This is a genomic window from Deinococcus aerius (assembly GCF_002897375.1).
Taxonomy (GTDB): Bacteria; Deinococcota; Deinococci; order Deinococcales; family Deinococcaceae; genus Deinococcus; species Deinococcus aerius.
In genome coordinates this window covers 301,051-319,389 of record NZ_BFAG01000003.1, presented here as the reverse complement: position 1 = coordinate 319,389, position 18,339 = coordinate 301,051, and the positions used below count along the sequence as shown (strand labels likewise).

At 69.3% G+C, this 18,339-nt stretch carries 18 protein-coding genes and 1 tRNA gene; 6 read left to right on the top strand and 13 right to left on the bottom strand.

Translation table 11 applies throughout. The features are described from left to right. Positions 1 to 31: 31 nt before the first annotated feature. Positions 32 to 1,945, bottom strand: coding sequence for an acetate--CoA ligase (locus DAERI_RS06430; protein WP_103128590.1), 1,914 nt, complete (start codon positions 1,943 to 1,945; stop codon positions 32 to 34). A 98-nt stretch (positions 1,946 to 2,043) separates the two neighbouring features. Between DAERI_RS06430 and DAERI_RS06425 the strand changes: the two genes are divergently transcribed. Next, positions 2,044 to 2,841: a type III pantothenate kinase gene (locus tag DAERI_RS06425; RefSeq protein ID WP_103128589.1), complete on the top strand. Its 798-nt coding sequence runs from the start codon at positions 2,044 to 2,046 to the stop codon at positions 2,839 to 2,841. On the opposite strand, the gene DAERI_RS06420 is transcribed toward DAERI_RS06425, so the two are convergent. After that, complete coding sequence (locus tag DAERI_RS06420; RefSeq protein ID WP_103128588.1) at positions 2,838 to 3,101, bottom strand: hypothetical protein; 264 nt, start codon at positions 3,099 to 3,101, stop codon at positions 2,838 to 2,840. The genes DAERI_RS06425 and DAERI_RS06420 overlap by 4 nt on opposite strands. 48 nt (positions 3,102 to 3,149) lie before the next feature. Here DAERI_RS06420 and DAERI_RS06415 point away from each other — a divergent pair, with 48 nt between their 5' ends. Continuing rightward, positions 3,150 to 4,052 carry a cobalamin-binding protein gene (locus tag DAERI_RS06415; protein ID WP_103128587.1) on the top strand — a complete coding sequence of 301 codons (903 nt, stop codon included), beginning with the start codon at positions 3,150 to 3,152 and terminating at the stop codon, positions 4,050 to 4,052. Between the two features lie 56 nt (positions 4,053 to 4,108). On the opposite strand, the gene DAERI_RS06410 is transcribed toward DAERI_RS06415, so the two are convergent. The 3 genes from DAERI_RS06410 to DAERI_RS06400 all read right to left on the bottom strand — a co-directional run bounded on the left by DAERI_RS06410 (position 4,109) and on the right by DAERI_RS06400 (position 8,977). Continuing rightward, positions 4,109 to 5,107, bottom strand: coding sequence for an inorganic phosphate transporter (locus DAERI_RS06410; RefSeq protein ID WP_103128586.1), 999 nt, complete (start codon positions 5,105 to 5,107; stop codon positions 4,109 to 4,111). Positions 5,108 to 5,124: 17 nt separating this feature from the next. Next, positions 5,125 to 5,763 carry a DUF47 domain-containing protein gene (locus DAERI_RS06405; RefSeq protein ID WP_103128585.1) on the bottom strand — a complete coding sequence of 213 codons (639 nt, stop codon included), beginning with the start codon at positions 5,761 to 5,763 and terminating at the stop codon, positions 5,125 to 5,127. A gap of 112 nt (positions 5,764 to 5,875) precedes the next feature. Next, positions 5,876 to 8,977: an alpha-amylase family glycosyl hydrolase gene (locus DAERI_RS06400; protein WP_103128584.1), complete on the bottom strand. Its 3,102-nt coding sequence runs from the start codon at positions 8,975 to 8,977 to the stop codon at positions 5,876 to 5,878. Between the two features lie 82 nt (positions 8,978 to 9,059). On the opposite strand from DAERI_RS06400, the gene DAERI_RS06395 reads away from it, so the two are divergent. Together DAERI_RS06395 and DAERI_RS06390 are read left to right on the top strand one after the other, a co-directional pair. Continuing rightward, positions 9,060 to 9,344, top strand: a complete 285-nt coding sequence (locus DAERI_RS06395) for a DUF427 domain-containing protein (protein WP_103128583.1) — start codon at positions 9,060 to 9,062, stop codon at positions 9,342 to 9,344. A 101-nt stretch (positions 9,345 to 9,445) separates the two neighbouring features. Continuing rightward, positions 9,446 to 9,522, top strand: a tRNA-Ile gene (locus tag DAERI_RS06390). Positions 9,523 to 9,641: 119 nt separating this feature from the next. On the opposite strand, the gene lipA is transcribed toward DAERI_RS06390, so the two are convergent. The 3 genes from lipA to DAERI_RS06375 form a co-directional block, all read right to left on the bottom strand. Beyond that, positions 9,642 to 10,628 carry a lipoyl synthase gene (gene lipA, locus DAERI_RS06385; RefSeq protein ID WP_103128582.1) on the bottom strand — a complete coding sequence of 329 codons (987 nt, stop codon included), beginning with the start codon at positions 10,626 to 10,628 and terminating at the stop codon, positions 9,642 to 9,644. Continuing rightward, the gene (gene lipB / locus DAERI_RS06380; RefSeq protein WP_103128581.1) at positions 10,625 to 11,362 is read right to left on the bottom strand and encodes a lipoyl(octanoyl) transferase LipB; all 738 of its coding nucleotides are present in this window, start codon (positions 11,360 to 11,362) and stop codon (positions 10,625 to 10,627) included. The genes lipA and lipB overlap by 4 nt, the downstream gene beginning before the upstream one ends. 267 nt (positions 11,363 to 11,629) lie before the next feature. After that, positions 11,630 to 12,421, bottom strand: a complete 792-nt coding sequence (locus tag DAERI_RS06375; protein ID WP_103128580.1) for a coiled-coil domain-containing protein — start codon at positions 12,419 to 12,421, stop codon at positions 11,630 to 11,632. Between the two features lie 184 nt (positions 12,422 to 12,605). Here DAERI_RS06375 and rplS point away from each other — a divergent pair, with 184 nt between their 5' ends. Together rplS and DAERI_RS06365 are read left to right on the top strand one after the other, a co-directional pair. Then, positions 12,606 to 13,088: a 50S ribosomal protein L19 gene (gene rplS / locus DAERI_RS06370; protein ID WP_103128579.1), complete on the top strand. Its 483-nt coding sequence runs from the start codon at positions 12,606 to 12,608 to the stop codon at positions 13,086 to 13,088. Between the two features lie 79 nt (positions 13,089 to 13,167). Continuing rightward, the gene (locus DAERI_RS06365; protein ID WP_103128578.1) at positions 13,168 to 13,986 is read left to right on the top strand and encodes an HAD-IIB family hydrolase; all 819 of its coding nucleotides are present in this window, start codon (positions 13,168 to 13,170) and stop codon (positions 13,984 to 13,986) included. Here DAERI_RS06365 and DAERI_RS06360 read toward each other — a convergent pair. The 5 genes from DAERI_RS06360 to aroQ form a co-directional block, all read right to left on the bottom strand. After that, positions 13,983 to 15,446, bottom strand: a complete 1,464-nt coding sequence (locus tag DAERI_RS06360; RefSeq protein WP_103128577.1) for an ATP-binding cassette domain-containing protein — start codon at positions 15,444 to 15,446, stop codon at positions 13,983 to 13,985. The two genes, DAERI_RS06365 and DAERI_RS06360, sit on opposite strands and share 4 nt — an antisense overlap. A 78-nt stretch (positions 15,447 to 15,524) precedes the next feature. Continuing rightward, positions 15,525 to 15,920 carry a 30S ribosomal protein S9 gene (gene rpsI / locus DAERI_RS06355; protein ID WP_103128576.1) on the bottom strand — a complete coding sequence of 132 codons (396 nt, stop codon included), beginning with the start codon at positions 15,918 to 15,920 and terminating at the stop codon, positions 15,525 to 15,527. Positions 15,921 to 15,922: 2 nt separating this feature from the next. Beyond that, positions 15,923 to 16,348, bottom strand: coding sequence for a 50S ribosomal protein L13 (rplM, locus tag DAERI_RS06350; RefSeq protein WP_103128575.1), 426 nt, complete (start codon positions 16,346 to 16,348; stop codon positions 15,923 to 15,925). 289 nt (positions 16,349 to 16,637) lie between these two features. Then, positions 16,638 to 17,879: an alpha/beta hydrolase gene (locus DAERI_RS06345; RefSeq protein ID WP_235610276.1), complete on the bottom strand. Its 1,242-nt coding sequence runs from the start codon at positions 17,877 to 17,879 to the stop codon at positions 16,638 to 16,640. Continuing rightward, positions 17,876 to 18,307 carry a type II 3-dehydroquinate dehydratase gene (gene aroQ, locus DAERI_RS06340; protein ID WP_103128574.1) on the bottom strand — a complete coding sequence of 144 codons (432 nt, stop codon included), beginning with the start codon at positions 18,305 to 18,307 and terminating at the stop codon, positions 17,876 to 17,878. Before aroQ ends, DAERI_RS06345 begins: the two co-directional genes overlap by 4 nt. Positions 18,308 to 18,339 lie beyond the last annotated feature (32 nt).

Below are 18,339 nucleotides of genomic sequence, written 5' to 3'. Positions count from 1 at the left end.
GCTTAGCAGGACAAGGCTTCTGCGCCCCGCCTTAAGAGTCCCCCGCAATCCTCTCCCGCACGACCTCGATGGCGTCCGGGTTCTCCAGGCTGGTCAGGTCGCCCTTCACGTCGCCGCTCACGAGCAGGTCGCGGAGTAACCGGCGCATGATCTTGCCGCTGCGGGTGCGGGGCACGGTGGGCGTCACGATCACCCGGGCAGGCCGGGCGATGGGACCCACGCCCCGCACGATGGCGTCCGCGAGTTCGGCCTCGAGCGTCGGGCCGGGCTGAACGCCCCCCCTGGGCACCACGAACGCGACCGGCACCGAGCCCTTCACCTCGTCCGGCTGCGCCACCACGGCGGCCTCGCTGACGGCGGGGTGGGTGATGAGGGCGGCCTCCATCTCCATCGTGCCGATGCGGTGCCCGGCGACGTTCATCACGTCGTCGAGGCGGCCCGTCACCCAGAGCTGCCCGTCGGCGTCCAGCAACGCGGCGTCCGAGGCGGCGTAGCTGCCGGGGAAGTCCGAGAGGTACGTCTGCACGTATCGCCCGTGGTCGCCCCACACCGTCCGCGCCAGGCAGGGAAACGGCTCGGTAAGGGTGAGGGCACCGAGTTCGCCGGCCCCCGCCTCCGTCCCATCGTCCCGCACCACCCGGGCGCGGTAGCCGGGGAGGGGATGGCCGCAGCTCCCGGGCCGGGTGGGGGTGAGGCCGACCATGCTGCTCGCCCACGCGGTGCCCGTCTCGGTCTGCCCGTAGGTGTTGTTCACGAAGACGCGGCCCGCGCCCAGTTTCCCCTGCGTCCAGTGCCACGTCTCCGGGTCGAGCGGCTCGCCGACCAGGCTGATCAGCTCCAGGCGGCTCAGGTCGTGTCCGGCGAGCGGCTCGTCCCCGGCGCGGCGCAGCATCCGCAGGGCGGTCGGCGCGGTGAAGACCTTGTTCACCCCGTACCGCTCGATGATCTCGTAGGGGCGGGCGGGGGTGGGCGTGTCGATGCCGCCCTCGTAGATCACGTGCGTCGCGCCGTGTGCCAGGCCACCGACGAGCGCGAAGATCGGGAAGGTCAGCCAGCCCACGTCCGCCGTACACCAATACACGTCCTCGGGGCGGAGGTTGAGCGCCCACTTCACGTTCGCGTAGGCCCCGGCCAGAAAGCCGATCCCCGCGTGGACCAGGCCCTTGGGCTTGGAGGTCGTCCCCGAGGTGTAGATGATGAAGCCCGGCTCGTTCGCCTCCAGCGGCGCGGGGTCGGCGCGGCGGGAGGTGGAGTTCAGCAGCGTGTGGAAGTCGTGTTCGCCCACCCGCAGCGGGAAGTCACGGTCCACCCGTCGGGCGACGATGACGTGCCCGATCTCCAGCCCCGCCATCGCCTCGTCGAGCGTCGCCTTGAGGGGCACCGTTTTGCCCCGCCGCAACGTCGCGTCCGTGCAGACGACGACCTTGGGCCGCGCGTCCTCCAGCCGGTCCCGCACCGCCGAGGCGCTGAAGCCCGCGAAGATCACCGAGTAGATCGCGCCGATGCGGTAGCAGGCGTGGATGGCGATAAAGGCTTCCGGGACGTTGCCCAGGTAGATCGCCACCCGGTCGCCCTTTTCCACCCCCAGGTCTTGCAGGGCGGCGGCGAACCGGGCCGTAGCGTCCGTCAGTTCCCCGTACGTCCACGTCTCGCGCAGGCCGTCCTCCCGCTCGTACAGCAGGGCCGTGCGCCCGGGCGGGTGGCGGTCCAGGCAGTTCACGCTGACGTTCCCGGTTGCGCCGGGGTAGTAGCGGAAGTCGCCCAGTTCGCCTTCCAGCGCCGCCGTTGGCGGGGTGAACCAGGTCAGTTCCCGGGCGATCTCCAGCCAGTACGCGGGCGGGTCGAGGGCGAGCAGGCGGGCGGCCTCCTCCGGCGAGACCGGCGCGGCGGCCTTCAGGGATTCGGTGGGCGGCACGAGCGGCTGCTCCAGCAGCGATTTCTCCACGGGGAACCTCCAGGGAAGGGCGGGGACAAATTGTGCTTCGCCCCACCCTAGCGCCTCCTCGTGAGGGCTGTCAGCCCGGGCCGCCGTACAATCCCCCCGTGCCCGCCTCCTCCTTCCCCCTCCTCGCCGTGGACATCGGCAACACGAGCACCGTGCTGGGTCTGGCGGACGAGAGCCTGGCCCTGACCCACACCTGGCGCGTCCGCACCAACCGCGACATGCTGCCCGACGACCTGGCGCTGCAACTGCACGGCCTCTTCGGCTTGGCGGGCGCTGCTGCCCCCCGCTCCGCCGTGCTGAGCAGCGTCGCGCCCCCCGTCGGGCAGAACTACGCCCTCGCCCTGCGCCGCCACTTCCGGGTCGAGCCGTTCGAGGTCAGCGCCGAGAGCCTCCCCGACGTGACGGTCGAACTGGACCAGCCCTCTGCCGTCGGGGCCGACCGTCTGTGCAACCTCTTCGGGGCGGAGAAGTATCTCGGCGCCTCCGAATACGCCGTGGTCGTGGATTTCGGGACGAGTACCAACTTCGACGTGATTGGGCGGGGCCGCCGTTTTATCGGGGGCATCCTCGCCACCGGGGCGCAGGTCAGCGCCGACGCCCTCTTCGCCCGGGCCGCGAAGCTGCCGCGCATCGCGCTGGAGGCCCCGCGAACCGCCATCGGCAAGAACACGGTCCACGCCCTCCAGTCGGGGCTCGTCTTCGGCTACGCCGAGATGGTGGACGGCCTGCTGCGCCGCATCCGCGCCGAACTTCCAGCTCCCGCCGTCGCCGTCGCCACCGGGGGCTTCGCCCGCACCGTCGAGGGCATCTGCCGCGAGATCGACCATTACGACGAGACGCTGACCCTGCGCGGGCTGGTGGAGCTGTGGGCCAGCCGCGAGAGCGTGGGCGGTTAGTCGGCGCGGTCCCGCACGTACTCGTCGTGGATCATCTCCAGCAATTCCGCCCGGGAGGCGTGCGGATACCTGCGGCGCCGGGCCGTGAGCGCGCGTTCCAAGGCCCCCCGGTTGCCGCGCGTCTGCCTCAGGATTTTCTCCTCCCAGTACCGCTCGGCGCTCCGGCCCGCGGGTGGACCCTTAGATGTCCCGGGCCGGGTCGCCAGCAGCAGGGCGAGCAGCGCCAGCGCCAGCACGATGAGAAGGGCGGCGGTCGACACACGCGCAGTCTAGAGAGAACGCGGCCCCTCCCGGGCTACCCTGGGGGCATGACGGACGCCCGCCCCTCCCCCCGCATCGCCAGCCTGCTCCCCAGCGCCACCGACCTGCTGTTCGACCTCGGCTTGGGGGAGAGCGTCGTCGCCGTCAGCCACTCCTGCGACCATCCCGGCGCAGTGGGGCGGCCCGTCCTGACCCGCTCCATCGTGGACGCCTCGGCACCGCAGGCGGAGATCGACCGCGCCGTCAGCGAGGCGGTGCGGGAGGGCCGCGCCCTGTATCAGGTGGACGGCGAGCTGCTGGACCGCCTGAACCCGGACCTCGTGGTCACACAGGGGGTGTGCGAGGTGTGCGCCGTCACGCCGGGGACCATCGAGACGGCGGTACGTTACCTGCCCGGTTGCCTGCCCGCCGCACAGGTCTTGAGCCTGGAGGGCCGCAGCGTCACCGGGATTCTGGAAGACGTGCTGGCGCTGGCCCAGGCCGCCGGGGTGGGGGAGAGGGGCGCCGCACTCGCCAGGGAGGCGCAGACCCGCTGGGAGGCCGTCTTGCCGGTCCCCCACGCCCCGCGCGTCCTGACGCTGGAGTGGGTGGACCCTCCCTTTTACGGCGGCCACTGGGTCCCCGAGCAGGTGGAGCGCGCGGGCGGCGTGAACGTGCTGGGGGCGGCGGGCACCGATTCGGGGCGGACCTCCTGGCAACAGGTGACGGCCCTCGCCCCAGACGTGACCGTGGTGATGTGCTGCGGGTACGGGCTGGCCGAGAACGTCGCTTTTGCCCGCACCCTGCTCGACCGAAGCGACCCCCGTGCTGTGCATGGGGGGCAGGTCTGGGCCGTTGACGCTGGCGCCCTCTTCAGCCGCCCCAGCCTGGGCGTGGTGCGCGGCGCGGAGGTCCTGGCCGCCCTCCTGCGGGGCCAGGCGTGCGAGGGTGAGAGCGTGCGCCTGTCTTAAAGACAAAAACGCCCCGGCCTGAGCTGGGGCGTTCTCCTCCGAGGAGGTGTGGCGTGTCACACGCCGGTCAGCAGGATCAGCTTGTGGATGGCCCAGCCCAGCACGATGCACACCGGAATGGTCAAGACCCACGCCTGCACGATGCGCCCGGCGACCTGCCACTTCACCTTGCGAAAACCCTTGGTGGTGCCCACACCCATGATGCTCGTGCTGATGGTGTGCGTGGTGCTCACCGGAATTCCCAGGCGGCTGGCGGTCTCGATGATGAGGGCGGCGCTCGTCTCCGCCACGAAGCCGTCCACCGGCTTGAGGTCCACGACCTTGAAGCCCATCGTGCGGATGATGCGCCAGCCACCCACGGCGGTGCCCAGGCCCATTGCGGCGGCGGCCGAGAGGATCACCCACAGGGGCACGTGGTCGAGCTGGGCGCCGAAATACGCGCTCAGGGCGAAGGTCATGATGCCCATCGTCTTTTGCGCGTCGTTGCCGCCGTGCGAGAAGGCCATGAAGGCGGCGCTGAAAATCTGGAGCCAGCGGAAGTTGCGGGTGACCGACCGGGGCCGCATGTGGCGCAGCACCAGCCAGGAGAGCAGCGCCATCAGCACGATGGGCACCAGGAAGCCCAGGACCGGGCTGGTCACCAGGCCCGTGAGCGTCTTCGTCACGCCCTTGGGGACGATGATGCCCCAGCCGCCCGCCGCGACGCCCGCCCCCACCAGGCTGAAGATCAGCGCGTGGCTGGAAGAACTGGGCAGGCCCCTCCACCAGGTGTACAGGTTCCAGAAGACGGCGCTGAGCAGGGCTGCCCCCACGAGTTCCAGGGTGGCGAAACGCTGCGGCACGATGTCGGTGGCGATGGTTTTGGCGACGGCGGTGCCGGTCAGCGCCCCGACCACGTTCATCACGGCGGCCATGCCGATGGCCTGGGCGGGGGTGAGGACCTTGGTGGCGACCGAGGTAGCGATGGCGTTGGCGGTGTCGTGAAAGCCGTTGATGAAGTCGAAGGCGAGCGCCAGCGCGAGGATGACGATCAGGCCGATCAGGGCAAGTTCCATCGCTCAGTTGCCCCCGCTCACGCGTTCTTGAGCAGGATGCTCTCGACGGTCTTCGCCACCCGCTGCGCCTGGTCGGAGGCGTCCTCGATCAGGTTCACGATCTCGCCGCCGCGCATCGCCCGGATCATGCCCGGCACGTCGGTCACGCCCTGGTAGAGGGTGCGCTGCACCTCGTCGCTGATGGTGTCGCCCTCGTCCTCCAGGGTGCGAATCTGCCGCGCCAGCGCCGCGAGTTCCTGCACGCGCCCCGTGTCCTCGATCAGCGGCATCCCCTGGGCCAGCAGCGCGCACTGCTGCTCGACCACCCGCGCGAGCCGCGCCATCTCCGGCAGGGGGCGCTCGACCCCGTAGAGGCTGAGCTTGCGCGCCGCGTCCTCCATGTCGTCCACGAGGTCGTCGAGTTCGCTGTTCAGCGCGATGATGTCCTCGCGGTCGAAGGGCACGATGAACGACGAGGCGAGCATATTCGTGATCTCGCCGGTAATCCGGTCCCCCTCGTGTTCCAGGTCGCGCACCCGGCGCACCTTGGCCTCCACGTCGGTGTAGTTCTCCAGCAGGTCCACCAGGGCCTGGGCGGTGGCGTGCGCGTTGCGGGCGGCTTCAGCGAACTTCGCGCTGAATTGCGGGTTCTTCGGCATGAATCTTGACAGCACCATGACAATCCTCTCGATTCTCCGCCTTTGTGTCAGCCCCATGTCAGGCCGCGGCGTGGGAGAAGCGGGAGGCCCCGTGGTCGGAAGCCTCCCGCGCCGCCTAGAGTTTAAACGGTCACTTCACGTTGAGGGGCTGGGTGAAGGTGGCGCGGCGCTGCTCGGCATCCGTGCCGATGGTGTTGGCGCCGGGCGGGGTGCTGGTGGTATTGGGCACGATGTCACCCGCGCCGTAGCCGTCCCCGCCGAAAATGCCGCCGACCACGTTCACGCCATTCGTGGGGGCGCCGCTCAGGCCCAGGGCGGACCAGGGGATTGCCAGCTCAACGGTCTGATTCGGCAGGGCTCCGGAAGTAGCGACCGTGTAACTGCTCGCGGAGACTTGAGGCGTTGCCGTGTCGCTGTTCACGAGTCGGAGTTCAGCGGACTGATCCTTGTATCGGGCGACAAAGGCGTCCACGCCCCCCATGCTCCCTTTGAAGGTCGCCGCCCGTTTCCAAGCCTCGAAATTGTCGGCCTGTGCGGCGCCACCCGTCTTCGTATCCAGGTAGAGGATGGTGCTGTTGTCCCCCTCGACCAGGTACGTGTACGCCAGGTACAGGTAGTTAGCATCACTGTCCGCCTGGAGGGTCAGCCAGTTGTTGTTCGCACCGAACTCTCCCGCATTCGGGCTCTGTAGGCTGACCTTGGGCGTCTTCCAGTCGCTCAGGTTGCCGTCAACGGTGTACTTGGGGGCTGCCAGGACCGGTGCGAGGTCAATATTCACGCCGGTGTTCGGTGAAGTCGCCTGCCTCTGGGCGGCCTGGTAGCCATTCGCCGTGGCCCGCAGCGTCTGGGTGCCCGCCGGGACGAACATCGTGTACGTGCCGTCCGGGAAGGTGATCGCGTAGTTCAGATCGGGGTTGGCCGTCGTCGCTTCTACGAGCGCGTTGGCCAGCGGCGTCCCCGCCCCCGTCACCTTGCCCTCGATGGTGGTCTGCGGCACCGGCTGGGTGATGAAGTCGTACGTGCCGGTGTAGGTGTTCCCGTTCGTTCCCACGGTGTAGCTCCGGTCGGGCTGCCCGGGACCCTCGTAGCCGCTGTTCTTGGCGGCGGGACCGTCATTGCCGAATTTGAACTTGATCTCCCGGAACAGCGGAAGGTCGATATCCGTCTTCCAGATGCCGCGGCTCACCTGCGTCATGGGGTACTCGACCTGCGAGCCCGTGTCGAAGCGGCGCAGCTCGACCGGGCCGTTGCCCTGGCTGCGGGCGTCCACCGTGAAGGTTACCTTGACCGTGTTCTTGCTGCTGGGCGTGGCCTTCACGCTGGCGCCCCTACTCTCGGCGCCCTGCGCGTCCACCGTGACCACCCGGAAGGTCGTGTCCTGGTCATTGGGAAGGCCCGAGGCGAGGTAGGTGGTCTGATCCTTGGGCAGCGGCGCGAAGTTCAGCAGCCGCTCCTGCCCGTTTCCGGTGCGGGCGTAGATGCGGTAGCCCGTGACATTCGGGTCGGTGGAGGCCGTCCAGGTCAATTGCACCGCGCTGTCCCCGGCCCTGGCGCTCAGCCCCGTCACCTCCGGCAAGCTGGGGTTCACCGTGCCCGTGCTGCCGCTGCCCGCCGGGGCCGTCACTGCGAGGGCGGAGCGGGCCGGGACCGTACCCACCAGCTTCCCGCCGCTCACGCTCAGGCCACTGGCCCGCCCGGTGATCTCCGTCAGCGTCGTCCCGCCGAAGGTGCCCAGCAGCGGAATGCCGCCCCCGCTCAGGGTGGAGAGGTCCACGGGCGTGTCCCCATTGTTGATGACCACAACGACGGGTTGCCCGCCCTTGCCGTCCGTCACGACCCGGCGGTAGGCGAGGATGGACGCTCCACCGTTGGGGCGCCACAGCTCCTGCTGCGCGCCGCGGGTCAGCGCCCGGTACTTCGCGCGGGCCGCGGCCAGGGCCGCCAGCCGCTCATCGATGCTGCTCTGCGAGAGGGCCGCAAAGTTCATGTCCTCGCGGTTGCCCTGGCCGGTGGGGTAGTCGTAGGGGTCGCCCAGCCCGATCTGCGCGATCTCGGTGCCCTGGTACACGCTGGGCGTGCCGCGCGAGGTGTAGATCAGGCTCAGGGCGAGGTCGAGGCGCTCGCTCGCCTGCGCCGCCGTCCCGCCGCGCTCCTGCACCTCGCTCACGAAGCGGCGCACGTCGTGGTTGTCCACAAAGGTCGTCAGACGCGTGGGGTCCTGGTACACGCCGTCCCGCGCGAACACGTCGGCCACCCGCCCCAGATCGCCGCCCGCGCTCGACAACTGGTCCTTGATGGCGAAGTACAGCGCGAAGTCGAACACGCTGGGCGAGCCCAGGTCGTTCATGTAGTGCGCCAGGAAATTCGGGTCGCCGTTGAACACCTCGCCGACCGACCAGATCTTGGAGGGGTCCCCCGGCCCGCCCGCCGCGAAAAACTGTTTCCAGTAGCTGTCGGGCACATGCTTCATCGTGTCGATCCGCAGCCCGTCGATGCCCGTTTCATTGCGCCAGTAATTCACGAAGTCGTTGAGATACTTCGTGACCTCCGGCAACTCCTGCTTGAAGTCGGGCAGCCCGGCCAGGGGGCAGTCCTGGTCCTTGTTTGCCGACTTCTGGCAATCACCGTCGTTCGTCGCCGGATTGCCGTCCGGGTTGTCGGTATGGAACCACTCCGGGTGCGTCTTCGTCAGCGTCGAGTCGTACCCCGCGTGATTGACCACGATGTCCTGAATGATCTTGATGTTGTTCCGGTGCGCCGTCTGGACCAGTGCCTTGTACTCGTCCAGCGTGCCGAAGTGCGGGTCGACCTTGAAGAAGTCCTCGGCCCAGTAGCCGTGGTAGCCCGCGAAGAGCTTGTCCTTGTTCGGCCCCGTCTTCGGCCCCGCGATGGCCGGAACCTGCAGGACCACCGGGCTGATCCAGATCGCGGTGAAGCCCATGCGCTTGAAATAGCCCTCCTCGATCTTCGCCTTCAGCCCCGCGAAGTCGCCGCCGTGCCAGGCGAGGGGGTTGGTCCTGTCGGCGCGGTCGCCCTCGTTGCGGTTCGGGCCGTTGTCGTTCGCCGTGTTCCCGTTGGCGAAACGGTCGGTCATGGCGAAGTAGATCACCTCGTCCTGCCAGGCGCGGGCGTTGCCCCCCGGCTCGGGAGCCTTGAAGACGCCGCAGGCGGACAGGGATAACGTCAAGGCTGCCAGGGCGCCGCTGCGCCCCACCTTCTGGAAACGTTTCATTTCCTGCTCATTGGAAGGCCACTCGCACTCGCCTGTCAATTGACTGACGGTTTATTTCTGATCATCGGCGGTACAGTGGGGTATGAAAGCCATCTGGAACGGCCAGGTCATCGCCGAGTCCGACGACACGGTGGTCGTGGAGGGCAATCATTATTTCCCCCGCCAGAGCGTGAGGTCGGAGTATCTGCAGGCGAGCCCGACCCACACCGTCTGCCCCTGGAAGGGCACTGCGTCGTACTACACCCTGCGTGTGGACGGCCAGGAGAACGCGGACGCCGCCTGGTTCTACCCCGAGCCCAAGGAGGCCGCGCGGCAGATCGCGGGGAGGGTCGCCTTCTGGCGCGGAGTTCAGGTCACCGGGAGTTGATCTCGCCGGGGGTGGCGGCCTTTCTTCGTGTGGGCGTTGACACTCCCGGCACCCCCTGCTACATTGACTCCCGCCCGCCAAGGCGGTGCGAAAAAAAGGACACGGGAGTAGCTCAGTTGGTTAGAGCGCACGCCTGATAAGCGTGAGGTCGGCAGTTCAAATCTGCCCTTCCGTACCAAAGAGAACCCGCAGCCACCCTGGTTGCGGGTTCTTCGCGTTCTGGTTGCTGCTCCATGGGGCGACAGGCAGAGCGAAGGGGCTGAGGCATGCAGCCTCAGCCCCTCCAGCTTCCCGGTCTTAGATCAGGTTGAGCTGCTCCCCACCCTCCAGATGGGCGAGGTGGTCAGGCAGATTCCCGGGCTTGTCCATCACGATCTGCTCGGCCTTGTACGAGGAGCGGACCAGCGGACCGGCGACGACCTCCAGGAAGCCCATCGCCATCCCCTCTTCCCGAATCTCATCGAACTCGGCGGGGGAGACGTAGCGTTCGACGGGCAGGTGGTGCATGGTGGGGCGCAGGTACTGGCCGAAGGTGAGCACGTCCACGCCGTGCGCCCGGCAGTCGGCCATCGCCTCGCGCAGCTCCTCGCGCGTCTCGCCCAGGCCCAGCATGATGCTCGTCTTGGTAATAACGTCGGGGCGGCTCTTCTTGGCGTGCGCGAGGACGCCCAGGGTGCGCTCGTAACTTGCGCGGATGTCGCGCACCGGGTGGGTCAGGCGGCGCACCGTCTCCAGGTTCTGGGCGTACACGTCCACGCCGCTTTCCAGCACGAGGTCCACGCAGTGCGGGTTGCCGCCGAAGTCGGGCGTCAGCGCCTCCACGCGTGTTTCGGGGTTCACGCGCTTGATCGCCTGAACGGTCTTGGCGAAGTGGTACGCCCCGCCGTCGGGCAGGTCGTCGCGGTCCACGGAGGTCAGCACGACGTACTTCAGGCCCATCAGGCGCACAGAGTCGGCCACGCTGGCGGGCTCGTCGAGGTCGAGCTTGCCCATCGGGTTGCCGGTGTCCACCGCGCAGAAGCGGCAGGCGCGGGTGCAGATGTGGCCCATCAGCATGAAGGTGGCGGTGCCGCGGCTCCAGCACTCGCCGATGTTGGGGCACATCGCCTCCTCGCAGACGGTGTGCAGCCGGTGTTCCTTGACGATCTTGCGGACCTCGCCGTACACCTGCCCGGTCGGGATGGTGACCTTGAGCCACTCGGGCTTCTTGTCGCGGACGGGAACACTGTCCTTGCGGTAGATGCCGTTCTTGATGAAACGGGGTTCCGGGTTGGGCTGGGTCATGCGTGGCTCCCTGTGACGGCGGGGGCGGCCCCGGCGGGTTCCGGGAGCGTCCAGTCGTAGGTCTCGAAGGTGGTGTGAAAGGCGCGGGTGAGGGCGTGCTTGGCCTCGTTCACGCTGGCCCTGCGGTGAATGCCGCGCAACTCGTACTCGCGCTCAATGCTCGTCATCTGCGTGCCCGAGAGGCCACACGGGACAATGAGGTCGAAGTGCCCAAGGTTGGTCGTGACGTTGAGCGCGAGGCCGTGCAGGGCGACGTTCCGCTGCACCGCCACGCCGAAGGACGCGATCTTCTGCTCGTACTCGCGTCCGTTGATCTCGCGCGGGTCCACGTACACGCCCGCGTAGCCGGGGTTGGGCCGCGCGTCGGGCAGACCGAGTTCCCGCAGCGCCTCAATGGTCGCGCCCTCCAGCAACCGCAGGAAGTCCTGCACCCGCCTTCCGACCGGAAAGATCGCGTAGGCGACGAGCTGGCCGGGGCCGTGGTACGTCACGTCACCGCCGCGCTCGACCTCCAGCACCTCGATGCCCTGGGCGGCGAGGTACTCGCGCGTCACGATGATGTTCGTGCCCTCCTTCGCCTTGCGGCCCAGCGTGAGCACGGGGGGGTGTTCGACGAGGAGCAGCGTGGGCCGCCCGCCCGCCGCCACCCGCGCGTGGTGCTCATGCTGCACGTCCCACGCCTCCCGGTAGGGGAGCAGCCCCAGGTCCAGCACGCCAAACGGAGCGTCTCTCACGTCCCGGATTGTACGCCCCCCATGAGACCCTCACCGTGCCGGGGGCCGAGATTCGCGGCGGATTGACCAGCTGGAGTGGTGAGTGCGTCCCTGCGCGCTGGTCGTCCGTCGCCTCCGGACGCCGCCTTGCGGGAGCGGGGCTCATACCGACTTGCTCTGATTCCAGAACATCCGGGAAAGCGCCATAGGGTCTTCCATCGCCGCCAGCCGGTCTTCTTTGCCACTCGCTCCGCTCGCCCCTCGTCTTCGACTCACCGCAAGTTCGTATCACCCCTCGCGCAACTCCTGCGCCTTCTCGCTCGCCGCGTGGGCGAGGTCGTCGAGGGCCTCGGCCTGCTCGTCTCTGGAGGTGCCCGTCTCGGTCACCTGTTCGGCCACCGCCTCGCCGATGCGGGTCAGGGCGCCGAGCTGATGGGGACCCGCCGCGTCGAGTTCGGCCAACCGCTCCACGATGCGTTCCCCCTCAACGGCCAGGGCGTGCGCCTCCTCCTCGGCCCCGAGCTTGCGCAGGGCGTCCACCCGGCTCTGGTACTCAGCGTTCAGGCGGTCCAGCCGGGCGACCTGCTCCAGCGTGTCGGCCTGCGCCTGGGCGGCCTCGATGATGGTGTTCAGCGCGACCATCTGCTCCCGCACCCAGCCGTGGATCTGCCGCAGGGTCCGGACGTTGACCTCGTCCACGGACGTGCGCGCGACCTCCTCCAGCGCCTGGCAGATCAGCTCTTCGAGCGCCTCGGCGGCCGTGATCTGCGTCTCGCCGCTCCGCACGATCTCGGAGAGGGCGCGGGCGTGTTCCTCGCGTTCCTGCTCGGCGGCCAGCGGCAGGGCGCGCACCTGTTCGCTTGTCAGGCGCACGAGCTGGCGCAGGGTGTCGGTCGCGGCTAGCCCCTCGCGCCCCGCGCGGATGATCTGCTCCAGGGTGCTCGTCTGGGCCCAGCCCGCCGCCCCGACATGCTCGCGCGCCCGCACCTCGGCCACCCGGCGGCGCTGCTCCCTCACGGCCAGTTGGGCACCGGCCAGCAGGGCGTCCCTCTTCTTGGCAGACTCACGCACGCACGCCATGTTGCCCGAGGTGAAGGGTGAAAAAAGTAACACACGTCCCGACCCGACCCCTTGAGCGCTGCGCCCGGCCCGCGTATACTCCCAAGGTCTGCCCCGCGTTCAGGCGGGTGCGTACAGATGGCCAAGAACGCCTCTGCCCGGTGCAGCCGGGACGTGGGGTGGTCCGCTGGCAAAGGAGAAAGAGATGCAGAGCACCGTGAAAGTGAACCGTGGGGCCATCCTGCGCGCCGTCGAGCAGCCCCACATCAAGACTGAGCACCCCGAGTTCCAGCCCGGCGACACCGTGCGCGTCGAGACGAAGGTGGTCGAGGGCAACCGCACCCGCAACCAGGCCTTTGAGGGCGTGGTCATCGCCATCAACGGCACGGGCAGCCGCAGGAGCTTCACCGTCCGCAAGATTTCCTTCGGCGAGGGCGTGGAGCGTGTGTTCCCCTTCAGCAGCCCCTTGATCGCCCGCGTCACCGTGCTGGAGCGCGGCAAGGTGCGCCGCGCCAAGCTGTACTACCTGCGCGAGCTGCGCGGCAAGGCCGCCCGCATCAAGAGCGACCGCAGCCGCGTGATGAAGGACGCCGCCCGCGCCAACCAGGCGAAGGCGGCGGCGAATGCCGCCGAGACGGCCACCGAGGCCCAGAGCGATTTCACGCCCGTCGAGACGCTCGGCGAGTAACCCCCGCCGCGCCCCCCGCCCGCCCGAACAGGTGGGCGGTTTTCCTTTGCCCCGCCTCCCGCCTGCTAGGCTGCCGCCCGTGACGAGCCGCCCGAGTCCTGCCAAAGCGCCCCCCGCCGACCTGCCCCTGCTGCTCGCTTTCGACCTCGACGGCACGCTGATCCCCGACCAGGGCCGCGAGTTGCCCGAGGCGACGGCGGGGGCGCTCTCCCGGCTGCGGGGGCTGGGCGTGCGGCTGGCGATTATCACCGGGCGCGACACGCCGCCCCGGCCCGTGCGCGAGGCCATGCAGCCCGACGCGGTCGCCACCAACAACGGCGGACGTATCGAGATCGGCGGCGAGCTGCACGCGGAGGCCCGCTTCACGCCCGCCGAGCTGGAGGCGGTGCTGGCCCACGAGCTGGAGGACGCCCGGGTGGTCGTGTTCACCCCGGATACCCTGTACATCGACCTCCCGCCCGGGCGGGAGCCGGAGCCCTGGATGCTCGCCCGCAGCTTCCGCCCGCTCGCGGAGGCCCCGCGCGAGGGCGTGCTGAAGGTGGGCCTCTACCACCCGGGCGTCGCGGACCTCGCCGCCCGCTTGCGCCAGAGCCACCCCCACCTCGTGCTGACGGGCGCGCAGCCGCCGTACACCCAGTTCCTGACGGTCACGCCCGTGGGCGCGCACAAGGGGGCCGCCCTCGCCCTGATCGCCGAGGCCCTGGGCATTCCGCTGGAGCGCACCGTCGCCTTCGGGGACAGCGACAACGACGAGGCGATGCTGGAACTCGCCGGGCACGCGGTCCAGGTCGGCACCCTGCCCCTGCTCGCCCCGCACGCGCACGAGCAGGTGGCCTCGCCGGGGGCGCTCGGGGAGTACCTGAACGCGCTCGCCGACCGGCTGGAGGGGCTGGGCTAGAGCGGCCCCCCGGCGGCCACCCGCCCGCCCTCCAGGTGGAGGTGGTGGGTCAGCCCCGGTGGCGCGTCCGCGGCCCGGTGGGCGATCACCATAACGTGGGTGCCGCCCCGCGCAAGGTCCGGCAGCAGCGCCAGGAAGCGGGCGCGGGAATCCGCGTCCAGAAAGTCCAGCCCCTCGTCGAGGAGGAGGAGGCGGGGTGCATGCGCGGCGGCACGGGCCAGCAGCAGGCGCCGGAGCTGTCCCTGGGAGAGCGTATCGGCGCTGCGGTCCAGCAGGTCCGTCACGTCGAGGTGCGCGGCCAAGTGCTCCACCCGCGCCGCCTGCTCGGGCGGGAGGCCAGACGCGAACCCCTCCGTGCCGCCCCACGCGCTGCCGATCACCTCCCGGCCCGTCCACTCGCGCCGCTGCCGAACGCCGACCTCCGCCCCGACGAGGCCGACCGTGCGGCGGCGTTCGGTCAGCAGGTCGCGGCGCAGGAAGGGGCGCTCCACCGTCCCCCCCAGCGCGGGGTGGAGTTCCCCGGCGATCAGGCGCGCGAGCGTGCTCTTGCCGCTGCCGTTCTCCCCGGTCACCAGCCAGTGCTGCCCCGCCGCCCAGGTCCACGAGAGCGGGCCGAGCGCCAGATGCCCATTGCGGTACACCCGCACGTCCCGCAGCCGCACGAGGTCACCCGAGCCGGGCGGTGGGGGCAGGGTGATGCCTGAAAGGGTGTTCCCCCGCTCCGGTTCCCCGTTCAGCACACGGCCCCCCTCCACCCGCAGGGTGCGCCAGGGCAGCCCCGGCGCCTCCTCCGGGCGGTGGGTCGCGAGGACGACGGCGACCCCCGAGGCGTGAACGTCCCGCAGCACCCGCCCCAGCCCCTCGCGCGCCCCGGCACTCAGCCCATCCGTGAACTCGTCGAGCAGCAGGGCCTCCGGGCGGGGCATCAGCGCGCGGCCCAGCACGGCGCGGCGCCTCTGCCCGTGGCTGAGGGTGCGGAAATCACGGTCCAGCAGCGGCGTGAGGTCGGTCAGGGCCGCGACCTCCTCCAGGCGCCCCAGCGCTTCCGGCGTGGGCTCCCACAGTCGCAAGGTGTCTCCTTCGAAGGCCGCCAGCAGCACATCCCGCACGGTCTGTGCCCAGTCCCGCGTCAGGTAGAAGGCCTCGGCGTCGGGGCCGACGACCGAGAGGGTGCGCCGCGCCCGCACCGCCGCCCGGCTGATCCTGCCGCCCAGCCCGTACATCCGCTCGCCCTGCACGGGCGCCACCTCGCCCGCCAGCAGCCGCAGCAACGTGGTCTTGCCGCCGCCGTTGGGCCCGCTCAACCGCAGCGCCTCACCCGGAAGGAGCCGCAGCGTCACGTCCTCCAACAGGGTCCGTCCACCCGCCCGGACGGCGACCCCACGCAGGTCCACCAGGGGCCTCTCCCGGCTCGTGGCCGCCTCTTCCCCCCGCGCCCTGTCCCTCGCCTGACCCGTCATCCCCGCGAGTCTAGGGTGTTCACCGGGGCCAACAAGAAGCCCCCTCCAGACGGGAGGGGACTTGAGGTCGAACTGGGCTCAGCGCTTGCTGAACTGCGGGGCCTTGCGGGCCTTTTTCAGGCCGTACTTCTTGCGCTCGACCTCGCGGGGGTCGCGCGTGAGCAGGCCGCGGGGCTTGAGCTGCGCGCGGAAGTCGGGGTTGACCTTCAGCAGCGCGCGGGCAATGCCCAGCTTGATCGCGTCGGCCTGACCGCTGGGGCCGCCGCCCGCCACGGTGATGATCACGTCGTAGCGCCCGGCGGTGCCCGTCTCGCGAAACGCCTGGAGGGCGTGGACGGCGCGCAGCAGGCCGCGGAAGTAGACCTGGAACTCCTTGCCGTTAACAACAATGCGGCCTTCGCCGGGGCGCAGGAACACACGGGCGACGGCGGCCTTGCGGCGGCCCGTGCCGTAGAACTGTTCAGGGGTAGCCATATTTACCGGACCTCGAGTTTCTGGGGCTTCTGGGCGGCGTGCGGGTGCGTCTCGCCCGCGTAGACCTTCAGGCGGCTATGCATCGCGCGGCCCTGGCGGCCCTTGGGCAGCATGCCAAACACCGCGTGCTCGATCACGCGCTCGGGGTGCTTCTTCAGCGCCTCGCGCGCGGTCTCAGTCTTGAGGCCGCCCTGGTAGCCCGTGTAGCGGGTGTAGATCTTGCCGTCGAGCTTGCCGCCGGTCAGCACGACCTTCTCGGCGTTCAGCACCACCACGAAGTCGCCCTGGATGATGTTGGGCGTGAAGTCGGGGCGGTGCTTGCCGCGGATGCGGCTGGCGATCAGCGTGGCGAGGCGGCCCAGCGGCACGTTCGCCGCGTCCACCACGACCCAGTTCTGCTCGTCGTTCTTGGGAACAAAGGTTTTCACCGTGAAACTCCAGTAAGGGGATTTGGCTTCGAGTGCGCCCCGCCCCGCTCGGGGGAAAGCTCAGGCGTGCGCCTCCGGGTGCCTCCCGGTCGCCTCGGCCCTACCAAGCGCGAGACACTAAAGGTAAGGGTATCAGAGGGGTGGGGTGGGGGGCAAGGGCAATGAGGGCGGTGTCTGGGCCTCAAGCTGGCGCCGAACAAGGTCCCAGTTGTTCTCGAACCCCTCCATTTGAGAAGCGTTCAAGCGCGCATCGAAAGAGGCGGGGTTGCGCGGGCGACACCAGGGGACCTTACGGCCTTCCATGTACGCCCGGTATGCAGGAGCCATGATGTTCTGCACGTCCTGTTGCGTCAGGACAAAAAAGCGATCTTTGGTGCTCTCCTGTGCTTGTACGGCGTTTTTCTCTGCGAGAGCCACGAACACGTAGATCAGGTTCGGGTGATCGAGCTTCCGGTCGCCATGGTCTACCTGCCTGTTGCCGACAACCTCCAGATTGATCCAATTGTTGGCAGGAGATAACCACTGAGGTCCCCTCGCCGCCTTGACCTGAATGGGGATGGACCGACACTGCTCGTCCGCCACCAGCAGGTCGAAGGCAGGAACGTTCCCGGCGAAGGGGGTGGCAATCAAATTCAGTTGCCTTCCCAGTTCGGCGCAGACCAGAAATTCCCCAATCTGCCCGGTGAGTTTGTTGCTCAAACCGCTCGCCATTTCGCCCGCCCCCCAGCAAAAACCTGAGCGCCCCCGGCAACCTTGCTGCCCACGCGCTCTCGTGGTGCCTGCCCTCCGGGTCCGCGACGAAGCGCAATCTCTCGCCCATGCCCTTTTCCAGCAGCAGGTCGCGCATGGCGTGGGCGTCCTGCCAGTAGGAGCGCATCCGCTCGGGCTCGTCGGGGCCTTCCCGCCCGCCGATGTCGAGCCAGATGCGCCCCGTGGGGGTGGGGCTGGTCTGCACGCGGGTGAAGGATTCGACCGGAGCCGTCCAGAAGGCCGGGCTCATCACCCCGGCGTGGCCGAACACGTCCGGGCGGGTGAGCAGGGTGTGCAGGCTGACCAGGCCGCCCATGCTGGAGCCGATGACGACCGTGTTCTCCGGGCCTCGGAGGGTGCGGAAGTGGCTGTCCACCAGCGGCTTGACGGTGTTGACCAGGAAGCGGATGTAGTCGTCCGCGCCGCCCCCGCCCAGCGTCTCTGGCAACTCCGGGTTGGGCGCGGCGCTGTACTCGTGGAAGCGCCGCTCGCCACCGTTGGGGATGCCGACGGCGATGGCCTCGATTCCCTCCGCCGCCAGCCGGGTCAGCGTCTCGTCGGCCTCCCACTCGCCGCTGTAGCTCGTCGCCGTGTCGAAGACGTTCTGCCCGTCGTGGAAATAGACGACCGGGTAGTGGCGCTCCGGCTCGTCCGCGTAGGAAGGCGGCAGCCAGGCGAGCAGGGTGCGCGGGGCGTGGTTCGCGTCCCCCACCCCCTCCCACTGGAGGAGTGTGCCGGTAACCGTGCTGTCCGGCCTCGCCGCGTAGGGCTGCCAGCTCACGCGCCGCCCTCTGTCAGGGCCTCCATCGCCAGGCGGTAGCCCAGGAAGCCCAGGCCGCTGATTTTGCCCTTGCAGACCGCCGCCGTCACCGATTTGTGCCGGAATTCCTCGCGGGCGTCCACGTTGCTGATATGGACCTCGACGACGGGGAGGGGTTGCCCGGCGATGGCGTCCCGCAGGGCGTAGGAATAATGGGTCAGCGCCCCGGGATTGAGCACGATCCCGGTGAAGCCGTGCTCGTCGGCGTCCTGAATCCACTCCAGCAGTTGGCCCTCGTAGTTGCTCTGGCGGCAGGTGACGGTCACGCCGAGTTCGGCGCCCCAGCCTTCGCACAGGCGTTCCAGGTCTTCGAGCGTCTGCGTGCCGTACACGCCCGGCTCGCGCAGGCCGAGGCGGTTGAGGTTGGGGCCGTTCAGGACGAGCAGCATGGGGGCAGCGTAACAGGCCGCGCCCCGGCAGG